This is a genomic window from Xanthomonas sp. 1678 (assembly GCF_031455575.1).
GTDB lineage: Bacteria > Pseudomonadota > Gammaproteobacteria > Xanthomonadales > Xanthomonadaceae > Xanthomonas_A.
In genome coordinates this window covers 169,828-194,934 of the sequence record NZ_JAVDSZ010000002.1, presented here as the reverse complement: position 1 = coordinate 194,934, position 25,107 = coordinate 169,828, and the positions used below count along the sequence as shown (strand labels likewise).

Below are 25,107 nucleotides of genomic sequence, written 5' to 3'. Positions count from 1 at the left end.
TGCTGGAGCGGAGAAAGTCAACCTGACCCCGATACCGGCCTCATACGCGCGAGGCTACCCCAAGGCTCTAGTATTGAGATAGGTCCCTGTAAGCTGGACCCGCAAGGCGCAAAGATTTGACGACGCGCCTACTACTTCGAGGTTTATTTTCGTCATGGCTTTGGATCGCTCCGCAATTCTCAGGACGTTCTTCGATCTCCCCAACGAATACAGTGACGATCCGGAGAGGGCTGATTTCCTAGCTGGCTTCACGGATCGCGGCAAGGTCGACTGGCCCACGCTTCTCGAGTCCGATCGGGTCCTCATCGTGTCCGAAGCAGGGATGGGCAAGACCTACGAGTGCCAGCAGATGCAAGAGCAGCTTTGGGGTGAGGGTCGCCCCGCTTTCTTCGCCGAACTTGCCGCTCTTGGCGATGCTTCGATCGAGGAAGGCTTTGACCCGGACGAGCGGGTGCGCTTCGATGCCTGGAAATCTGCGCATACCGAGCGCGCAATCTTCTTCCTCGACTCGATCGACGAAGCGAAGCTTTCACCGCGGTTGTTCGAGCGCGCCGTGCGCTCCATCGCGCGCTCATTGCACGGCCATCTCGACCGCGCGTCGATCGTCATCACCACGCGCCCGATCGCCATTGACCGGCAGATCATCGAGAAGCATCTACCGGTGTCCTCGCCCGAGACCGTGGAGGATTCCGAGACCGAGTTCGCTAACTTTGCAATGCGCGTCGAGACGCGAAAGCGCGAGGAGCAGAGGCCCATGCAGTGGCGCGAGGTCGCCCTCTCGCCGCTTCGAAGGCAAGAGATGCACGCCTTGGCGCAAGAAGCCAAGGTTAAAGATGTCGACGCGCTTTTTGCGGCGATTGAGGCCCGTAACGCGCATGACTTCGCGCGAAGGCCACTCGATTTCCTAGCCCTCTGTGGCGACTGGAAGGAGCACGGCCGCATCCAGCGCCATCGCGATCAGATCCACTCCGCAATAGACATTAGGCTTAGGAAGAACCCCAAGCATGCCGAACGCCTAGACCTGAGTAGCGCGCGTGCGCGGGAGGCAGCCGCCCGGCTCGCGTTCGCTATGCTGATGAGGGGGCGGTTCGCGCTCTGGTTTGGCAATGATGCCGACCGGGCGTCTGGCGATGGATCCATCGATCCGTCTAAGGTGCTGGGAGACTTCACTTGGGACGAGATTGACACCCTGTTGCAGCGCGCACTGTTCGGCTTTGCCAACTACGGCCGCGTGCGCTTTTACCACCGATCAGTAATTGAGTTCCTCGCAGCGGAGCACATCAAGGGCTTCGTCGACCGGGGCATGTCGCATGCCGCGCTTGGGGGACTGCTGTTTGCGACGCTGCCGGACGGAGAGCGCCTGGTGCGCCCGGCGATGCGCTCTGTCGTGGCGTGGCTCGCCGCCGACAATGAGTATGTGCGCCATGAGGTGTTGAAGCATGAGCCAGCGCTCCTGCTTCACTACGGCGATCCTGAGTCGCTCGACCTTCCGCTGCGACAGGCTGCACTGGCCGCCTATGTTGTCCAGCAGGGCAAGGGAACATGGCGCGGCCAGGCCGTCTCGAAGGTGCAGGTCGAGCGCTTCGCCTCGAAGGACCTGACTGCGGACATCGCCCGCCTCTGGTCGAACGGCATCGAAAATCCTGAGGTCAAGGAGACGCTGCTCGGCCTGATTGGCGACGGGGGCATGACAGACAACGCCGACATTGCCCACGCAGTTGCGATCAACCCGAAGGAACACCCCCCCACCCGTGTCAGTGCGCTGATGGCCCTAGCGCGCCTGTCAGACCCGCGCCTCCCATTGCTTCTGGACGAAATGGCTACGCCCGACAAAAAGTGGACGATGCCACTCCGCCAGCGCGCCATCTTGGAGTTCTTCCCGCGGACGATGACCGTTCGGCAGCTGGTAGGCGTTTTGAACGTCCTTCCAGCCGAGAAGGAGTCCGTCTATGGGCAGGCCACACATCTGGCCAATGTTGCCGAGCAACCAGACCTTCCCCAGGATCAAGTCGATCTTCTCGATCAAGAGCTGTCCAACTTGGTCGCTTCCGGGGTCCACTGGCATGAGGAGCATTACCGGCTTCGCACGAACCGGCAAAATTTGGTCCCGGCCCTTCTCGCCAGTAGCGTGCGGCGCCTTCGGGAGGGCCGCACTGACGCCACTCTTATGCGCGACATTACGATGTCGCTTCTCCTCGCACGCGGGGACTACGACTCGGACGAGGATGCCAAGGCGCTCCACGCAGCCCTTGGCGACGCGTCCCCAGAGTTGCGCGCAGGCGTCTACTGGGCGCAGGACGCCATGGCCCACAAGCACCACCCCAAGGGCGACCGAGATGCGCAAGCACGCCTGATCCGCGTCCATAGCGACTGCGGACTCCGGCTCAATCCTGTCAAGGATGAAACGTGGTTGCTGTCAGCGATCTCTGACCCAGCGCGCAGCGCGGAAGAGCAGGCACTTGCATTCGAAACGGCAAAGTCCTTCACGCATGGGAAGCCTGATTCGGAAGCCTGGGCGCGCGAGTTGAAATCGGCCGCCAAGGGCAATGCGGAACTCGAAGCAGAGGCGGACTTTTTCGCCAAGCGCATCTCTGAGCCGCGGGAAGAGCCAGCCTGGATGAAACGGGATGCGGAGCGCCGAGAAGCCAACCGCCGCAAGCATGCGCGCGGACTGTCGGACTGGCGCCTGCGCTTTCGTGAGATTGCGGAACGCCCCGACGACGTATTCGCTCCCGCGCGCGTCGAGAGGACGATCTGGGACATCTGGTGCGCAACGGATACCGACCGAGGCGCCAGCGACCATGCGGGTTGGAACCGCGGCTATCTCGAACGGATGTTCGGTAAGGAGATCGCCGATCGCTTCCGGGCGGCGTTCGCGGCCAGCTGGCGGACCAGGACGCCAACGGTTCGTTCAGAGCGCTCGAAAGACGAGAAGAGCACTTATCTCGTTATCTGGCGCATGGGCCTTGCAGGCATTTACGCCGAAGCGGAAGACCCACTCTGGGCGGACAAGCTCACCGCGGACGAAGCGAAGCTAGCCTGTCGATATGCGCTGATCGAACTGAACCGCCTGCCGCGTTGGGTGGAGCAGTTGGCAGTGCGGCACCCGAAGGCGGTTGATGAAATCATCGGCAGCGAGCTGGACGACGCGCTGCGGAGTGGCGATGATCTGCACGGGATGCTCCTGAAACATGTCCAGCGTGTTGCTCCCGTGGTGGCGAGGCTACTCCTGCCCCGCGTCCAAGCCTGGGTCCACAACTCTATGGTGGCAGGCCCACTCTCCGGGCCTGACCAGAAAACGATAGAGCATGCGGCCTCCTACTTGTTCGAGTTCGGCACGGCCAGCGATACAGCAATGCTCGAAGCCGCTGCGCTGGCGGCAATCGAGAATGGGGCCAGCGAGCCCACGCTCGGCCTCTGGCTCCCCATCCTTGCCCGCATCAATCATACAGCGCTAGCCGACGCCTTGGAGCGCCTCGGCAAGTCCGTGGAGCCCGCCAAGAAGTCAGAGATGGTCCGGTGGATTGGCGCGCTCTTTGGCCATCACGCCGCGATCGACATCGCTAAACTCAGCGAGCAGCCCGAACTTCTCCTGCGATTTGTTCGCCTTGCCAATCGCCATGTGCGTAGCGAGCACGACGACGCCCGACAGGGCATGCGAGAGAGTGGTTTTCGCGACGATGCTGAGTATGCGCGCAGCATGCTCTCCAACGCGTTCATGGATGCTCCAGGCACCGAAGCCTGGAAGTTGAAGCTCAGCCTGGCCGATGATCCCGATGTGGCGCGCTACCGCGACCGGTTGATTGCGATTGGACGCGAGAAGCTCGCGCAGGAGCTGGATGCAGTGCCGATGACTGAGCGGGAAGTGATTGCGTTTGAGGAGAACTTCGAGGTCGCGCCCCGAAGCAGAGCACAGATGGCTCAGATCCTTGCGTCGAGACTTGATGATGTCGATGACCTGCTTCGCCAGGATGAGTCGCCGCGTGAACTCTGGGAGAAGATCACTGAGGAGAAGCTGCTACGACGCGAACTTGCATCGCAGTTCCGTCAGCGGTCGCTGAACTCCTACACCACCACTCAGGAGTCGGCTACGGCCGAAGAGAAAGAGACGGATATCCGACTGATCTCCACCGCGCCTGGAAATTTGCAGGCTTCGATTGAATTGAAGATCGGCGAGAACGGCTACACATACAAGGATCTGAGCGACGCGCTGCGATTCCAGTTGGTCGGGCAATACATGGCGCCGGAGTATCGACGTGTAGGAGTCCTCTGGATCTCCTGGCGCGGCGAGAAGACTTGGGAGGATTCGGACACCGGCTTGACGATGACCTTCGAAGAGGTGATCAGCCGCCTCAACACCGAAGCTGAAGCCTTGTTAGCAAGCTTGGGGGCCGATGCGTTTCTGGTGGCTCGCGGTCTTTATCTCGGCGGCGTGAAGCTCGGTGTCAAAAAGAAACGCGCACGCAAGTCCGCAACGAGGAAGCCGGTGTGAATCCGGGCATCGATCTATTCTAGCTAGCCAAACGTGCTTCTTGCCGCCTGGTCCTAGCTGCTTGTTGGACTGACCGCAGACCAAAATCAACGGGGTCAGGTTGACTTCTAACCGTCGTTTCTTTTTTCATAGCGGGCAACTTCCAATTTCCTTTCACAGGCAATCATGGCAACGGCTCCCACGCATTGACGATGGGAACTCCCGCGGGCTCGAAATCAGAGACGTTGCGCGTGACCACCGACATGCCATGCACCAGCGCCGTCGCCGCGATAAGCGCATCGCGCTCGCCACGCTTGTCGGGTACATGCAGCCGAGCGCAGCGTTGTGCCACAGCGGTATCGATCGGCAATGTACGCCCGGAGAACTCGGGCAATACGTGTTGCTCCAGCCATGAGCGCAGCATGGCGCCCTGGGTGGCGTCCTTGCGTTCAATCGAAAGAACGCCAAGCTCCAGCTCCATGACGGTGATGGCCGAGATGAAGAGATCGGCGGCATCGACGCTTTCCGCCCACGCCGCCACATTCGCATCCGCCCTGCCGAGCCGCACCTTGCGCAGCTCGGACAGCACGTTGGTGTCGAGGACATACATCACGAGAGGTCAGCCGCCCGGGCTCCAATCGTCACGCGCGGCGGTTCGAACTCGATGTCTGCAACACCCGGCATCGCCAGTGCGTCGGCAATGTTGCGCCGCTGCCCTGTCAGCCGTTGGTAGTCCTCGAAGCTCAACAGCACGTGCGCAGGCTTGCCGCGATCCGTGATGAACACCGGGCCGCTCTTGGTGGCCTTCTTGGCCCGCGTCACGTCCTGGTTCAGTTCCCGACTGGATAAGGTTGTGATGGTCATTGGGCACCTCCTGCGTTCACCCTATGTAGTTACGTTACTACAGTGCAGATTTGAGGCGCAAGCGAGCAGCCGGGCGGTTGGTAGCAGGCGACAGCGCAACGCTATGCGCACTTTCGGTTCCGCAGTCGAAAAGCTCATCTCTCATCCCTCCCACCAGAAGCTCGACCCCGCGACCGCACCGCGAAATACCGCGTCGGCGACAGCCCCAGCGCCTTCTTGAACATCGTGATGAACGCGGTGACCGATTCGTAGCCGAGGCTTTCGGACACGCGCTGGACCGGGGCGCCGCCGGCCAGGTCGCGGATGGCGATGAGCAGGTGCAGCTGTTGCCGCCAGCGGCCGAAGGACAGGCCGGTTTCGCGGGCGATCAGGCGCGTCAGCGTGCGTTCGCCCAGCGCCAGGCGCTTGGCCCAGTCGGTGATGGTGCTGCGGTCCGCCGGATGCGCGGCCAGCGCGTCGGCCAGGGCCCGCACTTTCGGGTGGTGGCTGACCGGCAGGTACAGGCGTTCCGCCGGCATCTGCACCAGTTCGTCCAGCAGCACGCGCGCGAGCCGGTCTGTGTGCCCGTCGCGCGGGTCGTCGGGCGGTGCGTCGGCCAGGTGCAGGATCATCTCCCGCACCATCGGCGAGATGGACAGCGTCACGCAGTGCTGCGGCAAGTCCACGAGGCCGGGTTCGACGAACAGATAGCACAGGCGGGCGTTGGCGGTGGCGCGGTTGCTGTGCGGCATGCCGCCGGGAATCCACACGCCGCACTGCGGCGGCACGATCCACAGGGCGCGTTCGACCTGGCAGGTCACGGCGCCGTGCAGGGCGAGGATCAACTGCCCCTTGCGGTGTTCGTGCACCGGGATCTCGGCGTCGTGGTCGGCCACCTGCAAGCGGCTGGCAACCGCTGGCCGGTCCGTCGCGTCCGGGTCCAGATCGAAGCCGGGGAGCGTCACGCGCGTCATGCCAGGTTGACCGGATTTAGCGAAACGTTGTCATTGTAGCGAAATTCGGCGAGCGGGCCGCTGCCTACGATGTGCCCATGCACATGCCGGACCCCTCCCCTGCCCGCTCCTTCCTCGCGCGGCCGCTCGCGCTGCTGACGGCGCCCGCGCTGCAGGCCGATCGGGAGGCCGCGCTGTTCTCGCTCAAGTGCCTGGCCGCCGCGCTGCTCGGACTGTACCTGTCGTTGCGGATCGGCCTGACGCGTCCGTTCTGGGTGATCGGCACGGTGTACGTGGTGTCGCAGCCGCTGTCCGGGGCCACGCTGAGCCGTGGCCTGTTCCGCCTTGTGGGCACGCTGGGCGGTGCGGTGGCCACGGTGGCGCTGGTGCCGCGCTTCGCCAACGCGCCGCTGGTGCTGAGCGTGGCGCTGGCCGCGTGGATGGGGCTGTGCCTGTACCTGGCCATGCTCGACCGGACGCCGCGCTCCTACGCGTTCCTGCTGGCCGGGTACACGACCAGCCTGATCGGCTTCCCCAGCGTGATGGTGCCCGGTGAGGTCTTCAGCATCGCCATCACCCGCGTGCAGGAAATCGCCCTCGGCATCCTGGCCGCCACGCTGGTGCATGGGCTGGTGCTGCCGCGCAAGGTGGCGCCGCGTGTGCAGGCGCGCGTGGCCGCGATCCTGTCCGATGCCGAGCGCTGGACGCAGGACATGCGCGCGGGCGCGAAGGACGCGGTGCTGGCGGAGGATCGCGCGAAGGCGGCGGTGGATCTGCTGGAGCTGCACACGCTCTCCGTGCACCTGCGCTTCGATAGCGCGTATGGCCCTGCCCAGGTGGAGATGCTGCGGGCGCTGCACGATCGGATGCTCGACGTGCTGCTGCTGTCCAGCGCCGTGGACGATGCGATGGCCGAGCTGCGCGCAGCCGAGCGCGGTGCGCAGGCCGTGGACACGGCCGACGCGGACGGCTGGCGCGACGTGCTGCAGGCCAACCTGGCCTCGCGCCTTGCCGAACTGGACACCGCGCATCGCGATTGCCGCTTGCTGGAAGCGCAGCTGCGCGCCGCCAACCCGCACTGGCGCCTGCGGGTTCCCGCGCGGCTGGCGAAACAGGCGCGCGGCCACGTCCTGCATCGCGATCACCGCCTTGCGCTGCGCGCCGCGTTCGGTGCCTTCGTCGGCATCGTGCTGAGCTGTGGCCTGTGGATCGCCACGGCTTGGTCCGATGGCGCAACGGCAGTGTCCATCGTCGGCACGGCGTGCCTGCTGTTCGGCACGACCGAGGCCCCTGCCGGCCATGTCATGCGCTATCTGGCCGGGTCGGCCATCGGTGTCGCGGTCGGGCTGCTGTACGGTTTCGTAATCTTCCCGAGCCTGTCCGATTTCGTCGGCCTGGCGGCCGCGCTGGCGCCGGCGCTGCTGCTGTGCGGGTCGTTCCTGGCGCGCCCGCCTTTCATCATGGGCGCGTTGGGGGTGGTGCTGACGTTTCCGCTCATCGCGGGTCTGGGCGCCACCAATGCCGCGAGCTTCGCGGGCGCGCTCAACGGCAGCGTGGCGCTATTCGTGGGCACGGCGGCGGCGCTGTGCAGCATGCTGCTGTTCCAGACGATGGACACGCAGCGCACCCGCAAGCGGCTGCTGCGTGCGATCGCGCGCGCCATCGCACGCCGCGCCCGCGGACGTGGACGCACTACCGCCGACTGGACCAGCCGCATGGTGGACCGGCTCGGGCTGCTCGCCCCGCGCCTGCGCGGCCACCCGGATGCCGCCCACACCCTGCGCACGCTGTTTGCGGACATGCGCGCAGCAGGCGCCGTGGCCGAGCTGCGTGCGATGGGCAAGGCGCTGAAGGGGCAAGACGCCCGCGTCTGCCATGCCGAGTTGCTCGACCGGGCGGCCGCCCATTTCCGGACCCGTGCCATGCCCGCACACGCGCTGGACGGGCAACTGCTGGACTCCCTCGACTGCATGCGCATGGCAGTCATCGCGGACAAGGAACCCGAAGGCGAACGCGTGCTCTCGCTGCTTTCGGATCTGCGCCGCGACCTGCTGGCGCCGCTGATCGCGCAACGGGACTGAGGCGATGTTTGCCGATCTTTCCTTCGATGGCGTCTTCGTTCCCGGCCTGCTGGCGGTGGCGCTGGTCGCGCTGGCGCTGTCGCTACTGGTGTCGCGGCTGCTGGCGCGCCTCGGCCTGTACCGGGTGTTCGCCTATCGGCCGCTGGTGGGCCTGTCGCTGTTCGTGATCCTGGCGGAGCTGCTGATCCGGCTCGTGCCCCTGCTCGAGAAATGAAATGAAGCACATGCTTGTCGTCATCGGACGTTGGAGCGCCACGCTCGCCGTCTTCGCCATCGCCATCGTCGCGGCCCTGTCCATCTGGAACCGCTACGAAACGCGGCCATGGACGCGCGATGGCCGGGTGCGCGCGGACGTGGTGCGGGTGGCATCGGACATGGGCGGGCTGGTCACGCAGGTGCTGGTGCACGACAACCAGCGGGTGAAAGCCGGCCAGCTGCTGCTGGTGCTGGACCAGCCCCGCGTCGCCGCCGCGCTGGAGCAGGCGGAGGCCAGCGTGCGCAGCGCGCAGGCCACGCTCGGCCTGGCCCGGCGCGAATCGCAACGGGATATCGCCCTGGGCGATCTGGTCGCTTCGGAGACGCGCGAGCGCAACGCCGCCAAGGTGGAGACGGAATTGGCGAACCTGGCGCAGGCCCAGGCGGAGCGGCGGGTGGCGCTGCTGAACGTGCAGCGCACCGAGGTGCGCGCCAGCACCGATGGCGTCGTGACCAACCTCGACCTGCACACCGGCGATTTCCTGCAGCCGGGCGCGCAGGCCATGGCGTTGATCGATGCCGGCAGCGTCCGGGTCGAAGGCTATTTCGAGGAGACCAAGCTCGCGTGCATCCGCGAAGGCGACGCCGCCGTCGCCCGGCTGATGGGCGATGGCCGCGCGGTGCGCGGGCATGTGGACAGCATCGCCGCCGGCATTGCCGACGACCAGCGCGCGAGCACCCACAACCTGCTGCCGGCGGTGGCGCCGACCTATTCGTGGGTGCGGCTGGCGCAACGCATTCCGGTCCGCATCCGCATAGACGATGTCTCTCCCCAGACCCGGCTCATCGTCGGCAGGACCGCGAGCGTGACCGTGATCCCGAGCGCATCGGGTGCCTGCAAATGAGCGGCAAGGTTCGCCGCGCCGGCGCGATCGCGTTGGCGCTGTCGCTGGCCGGCTGCGTGTCCGGCCCGGATTACCGCGTTCCGGTCGACGCGGTTGCGGCCGCGCCGCAGGCCGGGCGCGCGTTCGTCTCAGGCCAGGACCCGGCGTTCGCACTGGCCGAGCCGCCGCAGCGCTGGTGGCAGCTCTACGACGATCCTGAACTCGACGCCTACGTCGCCGAAGCGCTGCAGGCCAACACCGACCTGCGCACAGCGGACGCCAACCTGCGGCGCGCCTCGGCGACGGTGCTTCAGTACCGCGCCCAAGGCGCGTTGCACACCGACGCGAGCGCGTCGGCCACGCTGGCGCATGCGGGCGGATACACCTCGCCCTCGTCGCCGCCGCAGGTGTACGCGCTCGGCATCGGCCTGTCCTATCCGCTGGATCTGGCCGGCGGCATCCGCCGCGGCATCGAGGCGGCCAGCGCGGATGCGCAGGCCGTTGCGGCGGCACGCGATCACGTGCGGGTGGTCGTCGCCGCGGCCGTCACCCGCGCCTATCTCGGCACCTGCTCGGCCAACCTGACGCTGGCGGCCACGCAGCGCGTACTGGAGACGCAGCGCGCCACGCTGGATGCCACGCGCCGGCTTGCAGCGGGCGGGCGCGGCACGGAATTCGACGTGAGCCGGGCCCAGGCCGCGGTCGACCGCAGCGCGGCGGCGATCCCGCATCTGGTGGCCGAGCGCCAGGCGGCCTTGTTCGAGCTGGCCGCACTGATGGGCCGGCTGCCGGCGGACTACCCGCAGGACGCGCGCCGTTGCCAGCAGCCGCCGCGCCTGCAGCGCGCGATTCCGGTCGGCGACGGCTGGCAGCTGATCCAGCGCCGCCCGGACATCCGCGCGGCGGAGCGCAACCTGGCGGCCGCCACCGCGACGATCGGCGTGGAAACGGCGAACCTCTACCCGCAGGTGAGCATCGGCGCCTCCGCGGGCATGGCGAATTCGCTGGGGAAACTGCTGTCCGGCGACAGCTTCGGCGCCACCCTCGGTCCACTGCTGTCGTGGCGTTGGCCCAATCGCAGGGTGGCCAAGGCTCGCATCGACGCGGCCGGCGCTGACGCCGATGCCGCGCTGGCGTCGTTCGATGGCGCGGTGCTGCAGGCCTTGCGGCAGACGGAAACCGCGCTGTCGGCCTATGCCCAGGAGATCGACCGCGAACGCAGCCTCGCCCAGGCGCGCGACGCTGCCGCCCGCGCGAGCGGCCAGGCCGGGCGACTGTATCGGTTCGGCAGGATCGGCTTCCTCGATGTGCTTGCCGCCGAGGCGGCGCTGGCGGACGCCGAATCGGCGCTTGCGTCCTCGCGCGCGCAGTTGGTCGACCGCCAGGTGGATCTGTTCCTGGCGCTCGGCGGTGGCTGGTCGGACACGGGGCCGGAGGCCGGTCAGACGGCAACACGTCGATAGCGATCCATCGCCGGCGCATGTCCCCGTGCCTGAGCGGGACCATGGCCGAGCGCTATTCCATCCACTGCATAGGACGTCGTTGGAATCGACCGCTTGGGCCGAACTTCGACGTCCCGCCAGCAGCACGGCTCCTTGAATCCACCATCGGCCAAGAACCGCCGATGACGGAGAACGCGCACCGAATACGAACGCTAACGCGTCAGTGCATGTGCTGCCCGTGGTCGTCTTCTCCAGGGCCATCGGCGCCCATCGGCTGCACGTCGAAATGGACCGTCACCGGCGGTGCGTGCTGGAATGTCAGCGTGGCCTCGACCGGCGTGCCCGCGACGAACGGCGCGCGCGGCTCGATGAACATCAGGTGGTTTCCGCTCGGCTGCAGCGCAACGGTCGCGTGCGGCGGCAGTTCCAGGCCTTCATCGAGCCGGCGCATCTTCATGACGTCGCCATCCATCCGCATTTCGTGGATTTCCACCCGCGCGCTGGCGGGGGACTGGATCGCAACCAGCTTGTCGGCGGTGTCGGCATCGTTGCGCAAGGTGACGTAGCCGGCGCCCACGGCCGCGCCGGGCGGCGTGGCGCGCGCCCAGGCCTGGCCGATGTGCACGCTCGGCGATGCAGAGCGGGAAGGCGCGGCGGCGGCATCGGCGGCCGGAGCGGGCGCAGCGGTCGGGCCATCCTGCGCTGCATGGTCGTTGGACGGCTGGCAGGCTGCCAGGACGAGCATCGCGGCGGCGAGTGCGGTGGCGCGGGTTTTCATGGTGATTCCTCTTGGCTTGCTGGAGAAGACCGCCGCGATGCGACGGTCGGCTTGTTGTGGTGCGATGTATGAGAGCGGGCGCGGTCAGTCGTACGCCAGTACCTGGCGGATATCCTCCACGCACTCCTCCACGCTCTGCTTGTGCGCCAGGCCCACGCGCAGATCGCCCGCGGCGTCGAACACATAGCTGCGGGTGGAATGGTCGATGGTGTAGGTGTTGCCGATCGGCACCTTGGTGTAGGCCACGTTGAGTTGCGCGGTGGCGATCTTGATCTCGCTCTCGCTGCCGGTCAGGCCGACGAAGTCCGGATCGAACGCCTGCACATAGGTCCGCAATACCTTGGGAGTGTCGCGCTGCGGATCCAGCGTGGCGAACGCGAACTGCACGTGGCGTGCGTCATCGCCGAGCTGCCGCTTGATCTGCGTGGCGCGCACCAGCGTGGTGGGACAGATGTCCGGGCAGCGGGTGAAGCCGAAGAACAGCACCAACGCCTTGCCGCGAAAGCTCTGCAGCGGACGCGGGACGCCCTGCGTGTCGGTCAGGTAGAAGCTCACGCCGCGCCCGGCCGCGCTCAGGTCGGCACCGTGCAGCGGCGGACGGCTGCAGCCGCACAGCAACAAGGCGAGCAGCAGGAACGCCGCATGGCGTGCGCGGTGCCGCGTTGGGCGGCTGTCTCGCGATTGGGATAGTGCGAATGTCGAAGTGTTCATGTGCATGCCCTCAGTACTGGAACCGCATGCCCGCATACACCGAGCGCGGCGCTCCGGCCTGCAGGATCGCCGCGTCGGCGCTCGCCCGGTCGCGCACGCTCATGCTGCCCACGTAGCGTTTGTCGGCCAGGTTCCTGCCTTCGAGAAAGAACTGCCAGCGGTCGCGGGCGAAGCCCGTGCGCAGGCCGACCAGGCCGTAGCTACCGATGCGATAGGTGTTGCTGAAATCGGCATGGCGCGCGCCCACCAGGTCGAACGTCGGCCCGGCGTAGAAGCCGTTCTGGTGGCGATACATCACCTCGCCGCGTAACGCGTAGTCCGGCGCGGCCGGCAGGGCGTTGTTGCCGTAGTGCGGATCGCCATCGAACGCGAAGCGGTTGTAGCTGGCGCTGAGCAGCGGTTCGATGCGCTGCGCGCCGTCGCCGAACGGAATACTGGCGCCGACCAGCGCCTCGACGCCGGCGTGCACGGTGCGATCCATGTTCGCGGACAGGCTGGTGCCCGGTGCGGCGGGGTCGTCGACGGACAGGATCTCGTCGCGGATCTGCGCGTAGTACACATCCACGTCCCATTGCCAACTCACCGCCTGCGGCGCGGGCGGCGTGCTGCCGCGCACGCCCAGCTCGTAGACGATGCCGCGCATGGCCTCGAGGGTGGAGCCGTCGCCGCGCACGTCGTCTTCCAGGTCGAACGTGGTCGGCGCTTCGTAGAGGCGGCTGATGCTGGCGTAGGCCTCGCTGCCCTGGGCGATGGCGTAGATCGCACCGACGCGGGGATTGAAGGCGCGGTAGTCGGCCTTCGGATTGCGCAGCGTGCCGCTGGCCAGGTCGGTGTTGCGCACGTCGCGGCCGGTGAACACGCCCTGCGCGCCGTAGACCAGCGTCCAGTCCTGGGCGAGCTTCCAGCGGTCCACGACGAACACCTCGGTGCTGTCGGAGCGGTTGTCGATGATGCCGGTGCGGCCATTGCGCTGGCCGTGGTCGTTGCGGTAGTTGCCGCCGGTCTCGCGCGTGTCGGCCAGGTTGAGGCCCACGAGCAGGTCGTGATCGCCGCGCTTGACGTTGTAGCGCGCCATGCCGGCCCAGGTGCGCTGGTCGGTGTTCTTGAGCAGGCTGAAGACTTCTACCGGCGCCGCGGGACCGCCGCCGTCGAAGTCGACCATGACCTTGTCGACGATGGGATGGTAGAGATCCTGGTTCTCGTAGGACAGGCCGAACTCCAGCCGGCTGTCCGCATCCGGCGTCCAGTCGCCCTTCAGCGCCAGGCGATCGGTGGTGGTGTTCCACTGGAAGTTGCCGCTGATCGCCGATGGATTGGCCTGGTACGCGTCCTGGTCGAACTGCGCCTTGCTGAGCGCGCCGGCCAACTGCTCGCGGTTGTCCACGTGCATGGCGTAGACGCGCAGGTCCAGATCCTGCGACGCCTGCCAGCCGCCATTGGCGTAGACGCCGCTGCGGTTCTGCCGGCCATGCTCGCGATAGCCGTCCGAATGCTTGCCTTCCACCGTCACCTGCCCATCCAAGTCGCCGGAGACGCCACCGGCGGTAAAGCGGCCGCTGCGCAGGCCGTGGCTGCCGCCACTGATGGCGGCCTGCCATGGCGCGCTGTTGCGCGCGGTGTAGCTCACGAAGTCGATGGCGCCGCCCAGGTTGCTGGCGCCGTAGGTCAAGGCATTGGCGCCGCGGGCGACGATGGCGTGGCGTGCAGCCAGCGGGTCCATGAAGCGGTTGTGGTTGTTGCCGTCGGCGGTGGTGACCGGCAGGCCGTCCTGGAACAGCTTGACGCCGTTGTTGTCGTAGTCGGTGGCGTCGAGGTTGGAGCCGCGGCTGGAGAGGAACATGGCATCGCCGCCGGTGCCGCTCTCGGCCCAGACGCCGGGCACGTAGCGCAGCGAATCGGCCATGTTGGCGACCGCGCGTTCGTGGAACGCATCGCCATCGAGCACGGTGACGCCACCCGGCGTCAGCGCCTGTTCGGCGTAGATGCGCTCGAGCGCCGCCGAACGGACCTGGACGGCATCGAGCGTGGTGGGCGTGGCCGGCTCGGCGGCGCGCAGCGCGGCGTTCGGCACAAGAATGGCGGCCACAGCCATGGCCAAGCGCGACGCACGCGGCGCCGCGATGGAAAGAATCGACATGAGGAACTCCCGAAATGAAGTGACGCACGCACGCGGCGCGCGAAGGATCGACTTCAGGCCGGAAGCGGGGGCCCTCGGGAGCCCAGGCCGTTGGGATGCAGGAACGCGCGCGCGACAGCGAACCGTCGGGTCCATGCGCTGCGGCGCGGTGTGGCGTGCAGGGCCAGCAGCAGGCACAGCAGCAGCACCATGCCCGCGGCCAGCGGGCAATACGGGCAGTCGTCGTGCATGTGATCCATGGCCGGCGCCGCCGGCGCCCCGCCGTCAGGCACGACGGACGGGGCGCCGATCTTGACCAGCTTCATGCCGCTGGCCGTGCACAGTTGGGCCCACGTGCCGTTCGCATCGCCGACGGCGGACGCGACCAGCCGCGATGCGATCGGCATGGCGAACAACAACGCCACGGCGAGCATCGCCAACAAGATCATCCTGCGCTGGAAGGCCGCGTGTCGCATCCGGACGCATTGTAGCCATGGCGCGCGCATCGCCGGCAAGCCGCGGTGCAGCGCTCTCGCAGCGTGGAGCGAGAAGCGACGCATGGCGACGGATGCCCGCTTGGCGTTCGCGAGCGCGACGGCACGCCCCGTGACAGCAGCCGACAAGCGATGGCGGCGGCGGCGGCGGATGTGTGTCGTGCGGCTGCTCGCTGCCTGAAAAACAGGCATGGCCAGATCTCGCCGGCTGCAAAAAAGCAGCCGTCGGCGGCCGATTCCATGCGCCGAGCACCCCTGTCCACGACCCTGGCAAATGTAATGTTATTACATGTTAGCATGCGGGCCGATTTCGACTGGTGCCTTTGCTCGGCGCCTCTCTCCCGGTCGCTATCCGCCGCTCCTCCCTTTGACGCCAGCCCATCGGCAGACGCCCTCACGAGCATCCCTCCCCATGAAGATCCGCCTCATCGCCGCTGTCCTTGCGGCCCAATCCAGCACCGCCGCCTACGCGGAAGTGCAAGGCGCCGCCACCACCATGGGCGCCGTGCAGGTGCGCAACGGCCAGGCCCAGCTGACCGCCAACGAGGTGCTGACCTCGGTCGATGTCCTGGGCGCCGAGCGGATCGAGGACAAGACGGTCATGCAGAGCTGGGAACTGCTGGGCCAGATGCCGGGCATGCAGCTGACCGAGACGCGCCAGGGCGCCGAGTCGGGCAAGGTGACCTTCCGCGCGTTCAACGGCGAAGGCTACCTCAACGGCATCAAGACCCTGATCGACGGCATTCCTAGCAACGTCAACAGCGGCAACCAGCGCTTCATCGACATGCTCTTCCCGCTGGAGATCGACTACATCGAGGTCGTCCGCGGCACCAACGACCCGCGCTACGGCCTGCACAACATCGGCGGCAACATCAACTTCGGCACCCGTCAGGGCGGCGACTACACCGATGCGCGGCTGACCTACGGCAGTTTCGACACCCGCGAGGCGCAACTCGCGCTCGGCCGCGAGGCCGACGGCTTCGCGCAGAACTATTTCCTCGGCGCGCAGGCGTCCGATGGCTATCGCGCGCACGACGGCTCGAAGAAGATCAGCGTCGGCGGCAAATGGTTCTTCGGCAGCGACGCGGACGTGGCGAAGTTCGGCGTGATCGCCCGGCTGTACCACCATGAGGCCGACGAGTCGGGATTCATGACCGCCGAGGAGCTCGCCGCCGACCCCCGCGCGTCCGCTCCGCGCAATGCCAACGACTTTGACGATCGCGACATGCGGCACCTGAGCACCCATCTGGATCTGCGGCTGTCCGACAGCGTGCACCTGAGCAGCAAGCTGTACTACAACGGGTACGACGACGACCGCTACGTCACCTTCAGCGACTACCCCGTGGGCGACGCGCCGCGCCAGCGCCGCGAATGGAACGAGCGCCAGACCGGCCTGCTGTCGACGCTGACCTGGGTGGCCGGCGACACGCTCACCCTCGAAGGCGGCGTGAACCGCGAGCACCAGGACAACCGCTACCGGCGCAGCCGTTTCCGCTTCGGCATCCCGACCGACTTCGATGCCGCGCCGACGCGCATCCAGAACGACGACCGCTACTCGCTCGACAACACCGGCGCCTACGTCCAGGCGATCTACGCGCCCGTGGCCGCGCTGCGGATCGTGCCGGCGTTCCGCATCGACCGCTTCGATGGCCACACCCGGCTGCCCGGCGGCATCGAGGCACCGCTGCAACGCTACGGCACCATCGAGCAGCCCAAGCTCAGCGTGATGTACGCGCTCACCCCGGCGCTGAACGTCTACGCCAACTGGGGCCGCACGTTCCAGATCCTCACCGGCTCCACCGCGCCCGCCTACCTTACCGCCGGCCAGAAAGCCTTCGCACCGTCGGTCAACACCGGCAAGGAAGCCGGCATCAAGTTCAGCGGGGCCAACGGCACCGACGTCCGGCTGGCCATCTGGCAGCAGGACGCCACCGACGAGGTGGCCAACATGCCGGCCACCGGCACCACCGTCGGCCTGGGGCAGACGCGCCGGCGCGGCATCGACCTGCAGGCCAGCACGCGCATCGGCGAGCGCTGGTCGCTGTGGGGTTCGCACGCCTACCAGGAAGCCAAGGTGGTCAGCGCGTTCGCCGACGACGGCACCTCGCTCGCCGGCAACGAAGTCCTGGCGACGCCGCGCTTCATTTCCAACATCGGCGTGGATTTCGATGCTTCCGACCGCCTGCGCTTCGGCGCGCAGGCACGTGCGCAGGGCGACTACTACCTGGAAGCGCGCAACACCGAACGCAAGTTCGGCGGCTTCGCGGTGCTCGACCTGAGCGCCGGCTACCGGCTCTCCGAACGCGCGCGCATCGACCTGCAGCTCAAGAAAGTGACCGGCCGCGAATACGCCTACGCCTGGTACGACACCTTCTTCTGGGGCAGCGACGCGCGCCCGATGTTCTCGCCCGCGCCCACGCGGTCCGCGTTCGTGTCGTTGAGTCTGAAGCTCTGAGCAGCGGCTGCGCGCCGGGTGGATCTCCACCCGGTGACGCGTAACGCGCAAGTGGCAACATTCCAACGCCGGGATTGCGACCAGTTACCGCAGCCCCTGGAACTAAACCCGACGTCCCTGGATTGCTTATTGGTTGCCTACCAACAACCGAACCGCGCTCTTGAATATTCGCAATATTCAGATATTCCAGCCCACTGAGGTCGAGTTCCGACGACCAACCAACGGCGCCCTACAGCCACGTTGACGGCATGAATATCACTTCGTCTTCCGTCCCGCGGTATTGGCTTTACGCCCGCGTGCGGCCGGCTTCGCCGGCACGCTGCCTCCGTGCTCGTTCCACCAAATCGTCAACGCTTCCATGGTCGGCCCGAGGCCACGCGCCTTGGTCGTGATCGCGTACTCGACACGGGGCGGCACCTCCGGGAACACCGTACGCGACACCAGTCCGTCGGCCTCCAGCTCGCGCAGTTGCGCCGTCAGCATGTGTTGGGTGATGCCGGATATCGCCTTGCGCAGCTCTCCAAAGCGGTAGACCCGCTGGTTGAGCAACCACATGATTTCCAGCTTCCATTTACCCGAGAGCAGTGCGAACGCGCGGCGCATTTCCTCGTGCATGTTCACGACAGAATTGCCATTCGTCATATTTTCCATACTAAGTACCACTTATTCATCCTACTTGTTGCGTTTCATCTTAGACGACATTCTTGGAGGAAGTCGATCTGAAACGCACTTAGGAACCCACTGATGGTTGCGCAATATGCCTACTGGATCAGCACCACATTGCTGACACTTCTATATTTCGCTTCCGCTACGCTCTACATCGCCAGGAAAGACTGGGTACGCCAAACGCTGGCCGAATTGAACTACCCCGCTTCCTACCTTGTGCCGCTCATGATCGCGATCAAGCTGCTCGGACCACTCGTCATCCTGTCGCGTGTCAGCGTTCCCCTGAGCGACCTGGCCTATGCCGGCATGTTCTTTCACCTGCTGCTGTCCGGCTCCGCGCACTTGGGCGTACGCAAGCCCAAGGGCGCGCTGCCAGCGTTCCTGGGCCTGGTGCTGCTGGTGGCCTCGTTCTCCACCCAAAATTTCGCTCGCGACGTCCCTTCGCCATATGGCGCAGTCATCGCGGCGCAACAGAGCAATCCTTGACCCGCATAGGAGAAAACCATGTCCCGCCTCAACGGAAAAATAGCCATCGTCACGGGTGCCGGTCGCGGCATCGGCCGCGCCACTGCCAAGCTGTTCGCAGCAGAAGGTGCCAAGGTTGCCGTCCTCTCTCTCACGCCGGCGAACGTGGATGCCGTGGTTGCCGACATAGCCGCCGCTGGCGGTACCGCGCTTGGGGTTCCTTGCGACATCGGCAATGCCGACCAACTCAAGGAGGCGATCGCCAAGGTGGCGGCCACCTATGGCGGCATCGACATCTTGGTGAACAACGCCTTCGATCCCACCGCGCCGTTCTCGTCCGTCCTCGATCTGTCGACGGAACAGTTGCAACGCAATTTCGACCTCGGTCCCATCGCTTATCTGCGCGCGATGCAGGCGGCCTATCCCCACCTGAAGGCAAGCGGCGAGGGACGCATCATCAATTTCGGCTCGATGGCCGGCGTTGTCGGACTGGCCGGCTATGCACCCTACAACATGGCAAAAGAGGCTGTGCGTGCCTTGACCCGTACCGCCGCACGCGAGTGGGCGGCCGACAAGATCACCGTGAACAACGTGCTGCCGGTCGCTGAAACTTGGGGAGCGGATGCCAACGTGCCGGCACCAACCAATCCGCTGGGACGCTATGGCTCGCCAGAAGACGACATTGCCCCGGTCGTGCTGTTCCTGGCCAGCAAGGACAGCCAGTTCATCACCGGGTCGAGCCTCACCCCCGACGGCGGCTCCATCATCGACAGCGCGCGCTGATTCGCTATCCATCGACAAGGAAAGAACACGAAATTCACGCTATCACCATTGACACGGCGGATCCGCAGGAGCTCGCCACGTGGTGGTCGCAGGCCCTGGGATTGCCGCTGCCAAACTGCTTGGCCGACGACGCCGACCTGACGGCTCAACGCGCCATCAGGTCGGTGAAGCGCGCCAGCGAGGCCAGATGGAAATGCACCAGCGACAGCCATCCGTTGCGGTGCCACTGGACGATGATCTCCTCCGACAGCGTCGCGAATTTTTCCGTATCCACCACATGGAAGCCGTCGATGCTGGCCTTGCGGCCATCGGGGAAGGTGATGTTGGCGGTGCGCTCCAGCAGCAGGCCCTGTGCGGCCAGCTGCGCGGTGAACTGCCGGGTCGCCCGATCTTCGCGGGTGAAGGCTTCGCAGAACTGCAGCGCCTGCCGGGTCAGCTCGCTGGGCTGGCCGCCTTCGAACAAGGCGAGCCCCTCCTCACCGGACGCAGCCACCATGTCGGCCTCGGCGTCGATCGCCAGCGCATAGCCTTCCGGTTCGTCCATCTGCACGAACACGAACGGATAGCGGCGCACGTAGGCGGGAACATAACTGCCGGCCGCCCAGGCGTCCCCGTCGACGAAGCGGTTGCTTTCCGCCTGCAGCCCCAGCAGCGCCATCGGCATGTAGTCGTTGCCGGCGAAGACCAGCGGGTAGCAACGCGACGCCGCGGCGAACTCGCCGGCCACCACCGGCACCGAGTGGCTGCGCGCGGCGAAGCCCACGCCGGCCGGGCGCACGCGCCAATCCGCATGGTCGTGCGAGGAAAGCAGCACCGGCCGGCGATAGAACATCGGCCATGGAGCAGCCGCCGGCGGCGGCGTGGCGGCGTGAGGCGGCGCGCTGGCGGCGTGGTCCGTCTGTGGCGTGGGTGCGTCGTCCATTGTGTCGGAAGTCATGTCGTGTCCGTCTGGTTCGATGTCGTTGGTGCAACAAGGGGTAATCGGCATTGCCCTGCGTATCGGCGCAGGGCGTTCCTGGTCGCCGCATGCGTCAGAAGCCGGCGTTCACTTCCAGCTGGAACAGGTCGATCGACAACGGCGCGCCCGTCACTTCCTTGGCCGCCATCCAGCGCCCGCTCAACCACACGTTCTTGTCGAACATGTAGGAGGCGCCGAGGTAGTAGCCCTTGGCATTGGTTCCGCCCAGATGGAAGTTGGAGTCGTTGAAGCCGTCGGGCAGTGCATCGGCCTCGATCCGCTTGTAGCCCAGCCAGGCGTTCCAGTCCCCGGATTTCGCGAGCGCCAGGTTGCCGAACGTGGCCTGCGCCAGATAGGCGGTATCGCCGCTGCGGATATCCTGCGGCCCGGCGACGGCACCGGCCGCTGCGCCGAGGTTGGTGACGATGCCGCCATTGGCGCGCTTCCACATCTGCGCCGGGTCGTAGGCCAGGTTCTGCAGCCAGTTCGCTTCCAGGCGCACGCCGTAGCCGGCGAACGCCGGCGTTTCCCATTTCAGGTTGACATCCAGCAGTTCGAACTCCGACGCCAGGCCCACGTACTGCGGCAGCGGCGTGTTGGCCGGGTCCAGCGGATCCAGCGCGATATCGCGCAGCAGCATCAGCGTATTGCCCTTCTGCATGAACGCCGGACGCGACCAATCGGTGCTGCAATGGTCGGCGCCGGCATACAGCGCGCAGGGCTGCGACAACTCGCCGGCGACGTTGCGGAAGTCGTAGTAGGCCACCGCCGCACGCAGCTTCTGCGCGTTGCCGAACTCCCAGCCCGCGCCCACCTGCAGGCCGTTGAGCCACTTGTTCTCGCTCTGCATCTTGTTCTGGCTGGTGCTGGGGAAACCGTCGGACGAATACTCCAGCGGGGTCATGCCCAGCGTGGCGAACAGCGACAGGCCGTCGGACCCCACTTCGTCGGCGTACTTGAACGCGATGCCGTCGAAGTTCAGGTCGTTGGAGAACAGGGTGTCGGTGGACCAGTAGGGATTGCCGAAGCGGCCGCCGACGATCTCCATCCAGTCGACCGGCGACCAGGACAGCCACGCTTGATCCAGCCATGCGTCCTTCTTGGCCAGGCCGCCACCCAGGGTCTGGGTGGTGGACACCGGGCCGTCGTCGCTGCCCGACGCCAGGCGCACGCCGGCGCGGGTGTGTTCGCCCAGGTCGGCGACCACTCCGATGCGCGCGCGGATGCGCCAGGAATTGTTGCGGTCCTCGCGGGTGTTGCGCAGCGGCGGCAGGTTGAGATTGGTGTTCTCGTTGATGTCGTAGCCGGACCCTGCGTTGATGCGGCTCCAGTCGACCTCGATGTCGCTGTTGCGCTCCGAATACAGGCGCGATTCGTTGCGCACGCGCACGTCGCCCTGCACGCGCAGGCGCTGCGTCCACTCCGGCACCTGCTCCGGCGCGGCCCAGCGCTCGGCCTTGGCCTGTGCCATGACTTGCGCCTTGACTTCGTCGCGGATGCCGTCGCGCACGGTGTCCGGGATGTACGGCACCCGCACGTCGCCCGGCTGCGCGGCGATCGCCGACGCCGCTGCGGCCGGCGCGGCCTCGCGCTGGGCTTCCTCCAGCAATGCCTGCCCCACTTCCGGCTTCAGTGCGCCGCTGTCGATCAGGCCGCGGATCAGCTTGATCATCGTGCTTTCGCTGCGCGCGCCCTGCGCCTGTGCGCCGGTGGCGAAAAGGGCCAGGCCGATGCCGGCGGCGACGGCGGTGGTGCGCAGTCCGCGCAAGGCGGAGCGTATGGTCGAACGGGTCATCTGCTTGCTCACAAGGTTTGGAAGTCTTCGAAAGGGTTGATTCGAACGCGTGCTCATCCGGCCGGACGCCGTCCCTGCACCAGCACGCGCGCGGGAAATTTCAACGAGGCCGGCGGAATCTCGTCCACGCGCCCGACGGCGCGGATGACCGCGAGCACCGCTTCGTCGGCCTCGTGGTTGCCGCTGCCGCGCAACAGCTCCACGCGGGTCAGCTGGCCCGAACCGTCCAGCCACACGTGCACCGTCAGCTGGAAGGCCAGCTTGCGGATGCGTTCGTCGCGGGACACCGCCTGCTGCAGCACGTAGCCCAGGTAGCGGCCGTAGGACGCGTTGCCGCCGCCACCGGCGCCGCCCGCGCCGGTGCTGCCGCCGCCGCTGCCGGACTGGATGCCGAAGTTGTCGGTGCCGGCCTGCGCGTCGGCATCCATGGTCACCGGATCCGCTGCGTCGGGCGTGGGCGCTTCCTCGGCCGGCTTGGGCGCTTCGTCCAGCGGCTCCGGTTCGGGCATCGTTTCCTCCGGCTCCTGCTCCGGTTCCGGTTCGGGCTCCGGTTCTGGCGGCGGCGGTGGCGGCGGTGGCGGCAACATCACCATCGGCGTGTCCGCCACCGGGCGCCGCGTGCTCGCCGCGTCCTTGAAGAGCAGGTACCAGGCCAGAAAGCCCAGCGCCGCGATCAGGCCGATGGAGGCGAGGACCGCCGGCAGCCAGCGTGGCCATGGGCGCGTGGGTCCGCCCCGATCGGGATGGGAGGAAGTCACGCCATCACCCCTGTGGCTTGCCGGTGACCAGCCCGACCTGGCTGATCTCGACCTTGCGCAGCAGGTCCAGCACCTCGACCACGCGCGCGTACTGCACCTGCGCATCGCCGCGCACGATCACCGGGAAGTCGGGGTTGACCGCCTTCTCGCTGCGCAGCCGGTCTTCCAGTTCGGACAGGCTGACCGGAAAGGCGTCCAGGAAGATCTGGCCGGCGTTGTCGACGGTGATCGCCTTGGTCTTCGGTTTCTCCAGCGCCATGCTCGAGCTGGCCTTGGGCAGGTTCACCTGGATGCCGGGAATGGTCGCGTTGCTGGTCAGGATGAAGATCACCAGCACCACCAGCAGCACATCGACGAACGGGGTGACGTTGATCCCCTTCTCGCGTTTCTTGATACCGAATCTCTTGGGCCTGGCCATGACGCCTCCTCAGGCCTGCACGGACGCAAGCGGCGCCGGCGATCCGGAACGGTCGAACTCTTCGGCCAGGCGCGCGGTGAACTCGTCGACGAAGACCGCCATGTCGGCGGCGATGGATTCGGCGCGCGACGCCAGCCAGTTGTAGCCGAACAACGCCGGGATCGCGACGCCCAGGCCCGCGGCCGTGCACAGCAGCGCGGCGGCCATGCCGGGCGCCACCGAGTTGATGTCGACCGCACCGGCCATCGCCGCGACCGCGAACACCAGCATGATGCCGATGACGGTGCCGAACAGCCCGATGTAGGGCGCGCCCTCGATGGTGGTGGACAACCAGTTCATGCGCTTGGTCATGCGCTCGGCTTCGCGGGTGACCTCCGCATCCATCGATGCGCGGATCGAGGTGATGGCCGCCGCCGACAGCCCGTGCGCGCCGCGCGCCTGGCGGCCCTGCAGCTCGTCCATGGCGATCCGGTAGAGCCGCCACAGCGTGGAGGTATCGCGGATCTGCGCGCCGATCGCGCCCTGCTTCTCCAGGTCCTGCAGCGTCGCCACCGGCGCGCCCACGACCTTCTTGTACTGCTGGGTGAACGCGGCGTTGGCCTTGGCCACCCTACCGAAGTAGCGGCTCTTGGCAACCATGATCGCCCACGACAGCAACAGCATGATGCCCAGCACGATCACCACCACCCAGGCATCGACCGGCATCGCCTTGAGGATGAAGCCAAAGTGGCTCACGCCGGCGGTCTGTTCGTCCTCGCCGAACGCGGTCAGGCGCGACTCGGCGCCCTGCGCGCTGGCATCGGCCAGCAGCACGGCGGCGGGACGGGCGACCTTGGACACGCGCACTTCGTCGATCGCGCCGGCGAACGGGTTGGCCGGCGCGATCGCCGCGGCGGGCGCGGCGGGATCGGTCGGCACTGCGGCGGCAGCAGCGGCGTCGCCGCCGATCAGCGCTTCGCCACCGAAGGCCGGCAACACGGCGTCGATGCGTGCGGCCTCGCGTCCGCCCACGTACAGGATCGCCGCGCCCTCGCTGGCGACCAGCGCAACGTGCGCCCATTGGCCCGCCTTCAGCGGCGGCACGGCGGCGCTGCGGCTCTGCCCGATCTGGACATAGGGCACGCCGTTGTCGAGACCGACGAGCAGCGCATTGCCTGCTTCGCGCCGCGCATAGATGGCCTGGTTGGCGCCCAGCTGTTCCGGCTTGATCCAGGCGGAGAAGGTCATCGCGCCGCCGGCGGTGGTCGCCAGCGACGGCGATCCCGGCAGGCGCATCGGCTGTCCGGCTAGCAGCGCGCCGCGCCCGATCACCGCGCCTTCCGCAGCGGCCAGCTTGCCGGCCGCATGGTTGGCGTAGGCGGTGGTGTCACGCGGCTCGGCGCCCGCTTCGGCGAAGTGGTAGACCGCGGTGTAGTCCGGGTCGAACGCCAGCTGGCCGTTGCCCGCCGCCGGCGCGTTCGGATTGCCGTAGTACATCCAGATCGTCTGCGCGGCGGTGCCGTTGACGGCGGGCACGTCCACCCAGATCAGCGCCATGGCCAGGTTGGCGTCGTACTGCTCGATCTGGTGGTTGAGGATGGTGCGGCCGTCGCTGCCGACGAAGCGGATGTCCTTGCCGCCATCGGCCAGGCCATCGAAGGCGAAGTTGCCGCTATGCAGGCGGATCAGCACCGGCACCCGGCCGACGTTGCCGCCCAGCGCCGCGCCCTGCGGGCCGGCGTCGATGGTGATCGGCTTGCGGTACTTCCAGTCCGCCTGCCACCACGGGGTTTCGGCATGGGCCGCGCCGAGCATCGACATGCCCAGGAGGAACAACAACAGGGTGATGAGGCGTTGCATTT

Annotated in this window: 21 protein-coding genes; 8 read left to right on the top strand and 13 right to left on the bottom strand. The window is 66.8% G+C overall.

Going from position 1 to position 25,107, the window contains the following annotated elements; all coding sequences use genetic code 11:
- The first annotated feature begins 154 nt into the window (after positions 1-154).
- Positions 155-4,492 (top strand): hypothetical protein, encoded by a 4,338-nt coding sequence (locus J2Y70_RS04020; protein WP_309913608.1) that lies wholly within the window; start codon positions 155-157, stop codon positions 4,490-4,492.
- Between the two features lie 163 nt (positions 4,493-4,655).
- On the opposite strand, the gene J2Y70_RS04015 is transcribed toward J2Y70_RS04020, so the two are convergent.
- The 3 genes from J2Y70_RS04015 to J2Y70_RS04005 all read right to left on the bottom strand — a co-directional run bounded on the left by J2Y70_RS04015 (position 4,656) and on the right by J2Y70_RS04005 (position 6,288).
- Positions 4,656-5,081 (bottom strand): type II toxin-antitoxin system VapC family toxin, encoded by a 426-nt coding sequence (locus J2Y70_RS04015; protein WP_309913605.1) that lies wholly within the window; start codon positions 5,079-5,081, stop codon positions 4,656-4,658.
- Complete coding sequence (locus J2Y70_RS04010; protein WP_309913603.1) at positions 5,081-5,335, bottom strand: type II toxin-antitoxin system Phd/YefM family antitoxin; 255 nt, start codon at positions 5,333-5,335, stop codon at positions 5,081-5,083. The genes J2Y70_RS04015 and J2Y70_RS04010 overlap by 1 nt, the downstream gene beginning before the upstream one ends.
- Positions 5,336-5,469: 134 nt before the next feature.
- Positions 5,470-6,288: a helix-turn-helix transcriptional regulator gene (locus J2Y70_RS04005; RefSeq protein WP_309913599.1), complete on the bottom strand. Its 819-nt coding sequence runs from the start codon at positions 6,286-6,288 to the stop codon at positions 5,470-5,472.
- 83 nt (positions 6,289-6,371) lie between these two features.
- Here J2Y70_RS04005 and J2Y70_RS04000 point away from each other — a divergent pair, with 83 nt between their 5' ends.
- The 4 genes from J2Y70_RS04000 to J2Y70_RS03985 are packed head-to-tail and all read left to right on the top strand — an operon-like array spanning position 6,372 to position 10,890.
- Positions 6,372-8,348 carry an FUSC family protein gene (locus J2Y70_RS04000; RefSeq protein WP_309914682.1) on the top strand — a complete coding sequence of 659 codons (1,977 nt, stop codon included), beginning with the start codon at positions 6,372-6,374 and terminating at the stop codon, positions 8,346-8,348.
- A gap of 4 nt (positions 8,349-8,352) precedes the next feature.
- Entirely contained in the window at positions 8,353-8,562 is a 210-nt protein-coding gene (locus J2Y70_RS03995) for a DUF1656 domain-containing protein (protein ID WP_309913596.1), read from the top strand.
- A 1-nt stretch (position 8,563) separates the two neighbouring features.
- On the top strand, positions 8,564-9,448 hold the full coding sequence (locus J2Y70_RS03990) for a biotin/lipoyl-binding protein (RefSeq protein WP_309913593.1): 885 nt from the start codon (positions 8,564-8,566) through the stop codon (positions 9,446-9,448).
- Positions 9,445-10,890, top strand: coding sequence for an efflux transporter outer membrane subunit (locus J2Y70_RS03985; RefSeq protein WP_309914679.1), 1,446 nt, complete (start codon positions 9,445-9,447; stop codon positions 10,888-10,890). The genes J2Y70_RS03990 and J2Y70_RS03985 overlap by 4 nt, the downstream gene beginning before the upstream one ends.
- Before the next feature lie 199 nt (positions 10,891-11,089).
- Here the strand turns inward: J2Y70_RS03985 and J2Y70_RS03980 are convergent, their stop codons facing one another.
- The 4 genes from J2Y70_RS03980 to J2Y70_RS03965 all read right to left on the bottom strand — a co-directional run bounded on the left by J2Y70_RS03980 (position 11,090) and on the right by J2Y70_RS03965 (position 15,160).
- Complete coding sequence (locus J2Y70_RS03980; protein WP_309913591.1) at positions 11,090-11,647, bottom strand: copper chaperone PCu(A)C; 558 nt, start codon at positions 11,645-11,647, stop codon at positions 11,090-11,092.
- An 84-nt stretch (positions 11,648-11,731) separates the two neighbouring features.
- On the bottom strand, positions 11,732-12,358 hold the full coding sequence (locus J2Y70_RS03975) for an SCO family protein (RefSeq protein ID WP_309913588.1): 627 nt from the start codon (positions 12,356-12,358) through the stop codon (positions 11,732-11,734).
- Positions 12,359-12,368: 10 nt separating this feature from the next.
- Complete coding sequence (locus J2Y70_RS03970) at positions 12,369-14,495, bottom strand: TonB-dependent receptor (RefSeq protein ID WP_309913585.1); 2,127 nt, start codon at positions 14,493-14,495, stop codon at positions 12,369-12,371.
- 53 nt (positions 14,496-14,548) lie between these two features.
- Positions 14,549-15,160 carry a DUF2946 family protein gene (locus tag J2Y70_RS03965; RefSeq protein WP_309913582.1) on the bottom strand — a complete coding sequence of 204 codons (612 nt, stop codon included), beginning with the start codon at positions 15,158-15,160 and terminating at the stop codon, positions 14,549-14,551.
- 220 nt (positions 15,161-15,380) lie between these two features.
- Here J2Y70_RS03965 and J2Y70_RS03960 point away from each other — a divergent pair, with 220 nt between their 5' ends.
- The gene (locus tag J2Y70_RS03960; protein WP_309913579.1) at positions 15,381-17,423 is read left to right on the top strand and encodes a TonB-dependent receptor; all 2,043 of its coding nucleotides are present in this window, start codon (positions 15,381-15,383) and stop codon (positions 17,421-17,423) included.
- 255 nt (positions 17,424-17,678) lie between these two features.
- Here the strand turns inward: J2Y70_RS03960 and J2Y70_RS03955 are convergent, their stop codons facing one another.
- Complete coding sequence (locus tag J2Y70_RS03955) at positions 17,679-18,038, bottom strand: helix-turn-helix domain-containing protein (RefSeq protein WP_309914676.1); 360 nt, start codon at positions 18,036-18,038, stop codon at positions 17,679-17,681.
- Between the two features lie 129 nt (positions 18,039-18,167).
- On the opposite strand from J2Y70_RS03955, the gene J2Y70_RS03950 reads away from it, so the two are divergent.
- Both J2Y70_RS03950 and J2Y70_RS03945 read left to right on the top strand, forming a co-directional pair.
- Positions 18,168-18,575: a DoxX family protein gene (locus tag J2Y70_RS03950; RefSeq protein WP_309913576.1), complete on the top strand. Its 408-nt coding sequence runs from the start codon at positions 18,168-18,170 to the stop codon at positions 18,573-18,575.
- Positions 18,576-18,593: 18 nt separating this feature from the next.
- The gene (locus J2Y70_RS03945) at positions 18,594-19,337 is read left to right on the top strand and encodes an SDR family oxidoreductase (protein WP_309913573.1); all 744 of its coding nucleotides are present in this window, start codon (positions 18,594-18,596) and stop codon (positions 19,335-19,337) included.
- 145 nt (positions 19,338-19,482) lie between these two features.
- On the opposite strand, the gene J2Y70_RS03940 is transcribed toward J2Y70_RS03945, so the two are convergent.
- The 5 genes from J2Y70_RS03940 to J2Y70_RS03920 form a co-directional block, all read right to left on the bottom strand.
- The gene (locus J2Y70_RS03940; protein ID WP_309913570.1) at positions 19,483-20,274 is read right to left on the bottom strand and encodes a SapC family protein; all 792 of its coding nucleotides are present in this window, start codon (positions 20,272-20,274) and stop codon (positions 19,483-19,485) included.
- A gap of 94 nt (positions 20,275-20,368) precedes the next feature.
- Entirely contained in the window at positions 20,369-22,090 is a 1,722-nt protein-coding gene (locus tag J2Y70_RS03935; RefSeq protein ID WP_309913568.1) for a putative porin, read from the bottom strand.
- A 53-nt stretch (positions 22,091-22,143) separates the two neighbouring features.
- Positions 22,144-22,848 (bottom strand): energy transducer TonB, encoded by a 705-nt coding sequence (locus tag J2Y70_RS03930; protein ID WP_309913565.1) that lies wholly within the window; start codon positions 22,846-22,848, stop codon positions 22,144-22,146.
- A gap of 4 nt (positions 22,849-22,852) precedes the next feature.
- Positions 22,853-23,266, bottom strand: a complete 414-nt coding sequence (locus J2Y70_RS03925; protein WP_263395912.1) for a biopolymer transporter ExbD — start codon at positions 23,264-23,266, stop codon at positions 22,853-22,855.
- Between the two features lie 9 nt (positions 23,267-23,275).
- Positions 23,276-25,105, bottom strand: coding sequence for a DUF2341 domain-containing protein (locus J2Y70_RS03920; protein ID WP_309913562.1), 1,830 nt, complete (start codon positions 25,103-25,105; stop codon positions 23,276-23,278).
- Positions 25,106-25,107: the final 2 nt, after the last annotated feature.

What these genes read in the sequence shown, in the direction of transcription:
- J2Y70_RS04020 (WP_309913608.1), top strand. Translation starts at nt 155, where the DNA reads ATGGCTTTGGATCGCTCCGCAATTCTCAGGACGTTCTTCGATCTCCCC.
- J2Y70_RS04015 (WP_309913605.1), bottom strand. Translation starts at nt 5,081, where the DNA reads ATGTATGTCCTCGACACCAACGTGCTGTCCGAGCTGCGCAAGGTGCGG.
- J2Y70_RS04010 (WP_309913603.1), bottom strand. Translation starts at nt 5,335, where the DNA reads ATGACCATCACAACCTTATCCAGTCGGGAACTGAACCAGGACGTGACG.
- J2Y70_RS04005 (WP_309913599.1), bottom strand. Translation starts at nt 6,288, where the DNA reads ATGACGCGCGTGACGCTCCCCGGCTTCGATCTGGACCCGGACGCGACG.
- J2Y70_RS04000 (WP_309914682.1), top strand. Translation starts at nt 6,372, where the DNA reads ATGCCGGACCCCTCCCCTGCCCGCTCCTTCCTCGCGCGGCCGCTCGCG.
- J2Y70_RS03995 (WP_309913596.1), top strand. Translation starts at nt 8,353, where the DNA reads ATGTTTGCCGATCTTTCCTTCGATGGCGTCTTCGTTCCCGGCCTGCTG.
- J2Y70_RS03990 (WP_309913593.1), top strand. Translation starts at nt 8,564, where the DNA reads ATGAAGCACATGCTTGTCGTCATCGGACGTTGGAGCGCCACGCTCGCC.
- J2Y70_RS03985 (WP_309914679.1), top strand. Translation starts at nt 9,445, where the DNA reads ATGAGCGGCAAGGTTCGCCGCGCCGGCGCGATCGCGTTGGCGCTGTCG.
- J2Y70_RS03980 (WP_309913591.1), bottom strand. Translation starts at nt 11,647, where the DNA reads ATGAAAACCCGCGCCACCGCACTCGCCGCCGCGATGCTCGTCCTGGCA.
- J2Y70_RS03975 (WP_309913588.1), bottom strand. Translation starts at nt 12,358, where the DNA reads ATGAACACTTCGACATTCGCACTATCCCAATCGCGAGACAGCCGCCCA.
- J2Y70_RS03970 (WP_309913585.1), bottom strand. Translation starts at nt 14,495, where the DNA reads ATGTCGATTCTTTCCATCGCGGCGCCGCGTGCGTCGCGCTTGGCCATG.
- J2Y70_RS03965 (WP_309913582.1), bottom strand. Translation starts at nt 15,160, where the DNA reads ATGCCTGTTTTTCAGGCAGCGAGCAGCCGCACGACACACATCCGCCGC.
- J2Y70_RS03960 (WP_309913579.1), top strand. Translation starts at nt 15,381, where the DNA reads ATGAAGATCCGCCTCATCGCCGCTGTCCTTGCGGCCCAATCCAGCACC.
- J2Y70_RS03955 (WP_309914676.1), bottom strand. Translation starts at nt 18,038, where the DNA reads ATGCACGAGGAAATGCGCCGCGCGTTCGCACTGCTCTCGGGTAAATGG.
- J2Y70_RS03950 (WP_309913576.1), top strand. Translation starts at nt 18,168, where the DNA reads ATGGTTGCGCAATATGCCTACTGGATCAGCACCACATTGCTGACACTT.
- J2Y70_RS03945 (WP_309913573.1), top strand. Translation starts at nt 18,594, where the DNA reads ATGTCCCGCCTCAACGGAAAAATAGCCATCGTCACGGGTGCCGGTCGC.
- J2Y70_RS03940 (WP_309913570.1), bottom strand. Translation starts at nt 20,274, where the DNA reads ATGACTTCCGACACAATGGACGACGCACCCACGCCACAGACGGACCAC.
- J2Y70_RS03935 (WP_309913568.1), bottom strand. Translation starts at nt 22,090, where the DNA reads ATGACCCGTTCGACCATACGCTCCGCCTTGCGCGGACTGCGCACCACC.
- J2Y70_RS03925 (WP_263395912.1), bottom strand. Translation starts at nt 23,266, where the DNA reads ATGGCCAGGCCCAAGAGATTCGGTATCAAGAAACGCGAGAAGGGGATC.
- J2Y70_RS03920 (WP_309913562.1), bottom strand. Translation starts at nt 25,105, where the DNA reads ATGCAACGCCTCATCACCCTGTTGTTGTTCCTCCTGGGCATGTCGATG.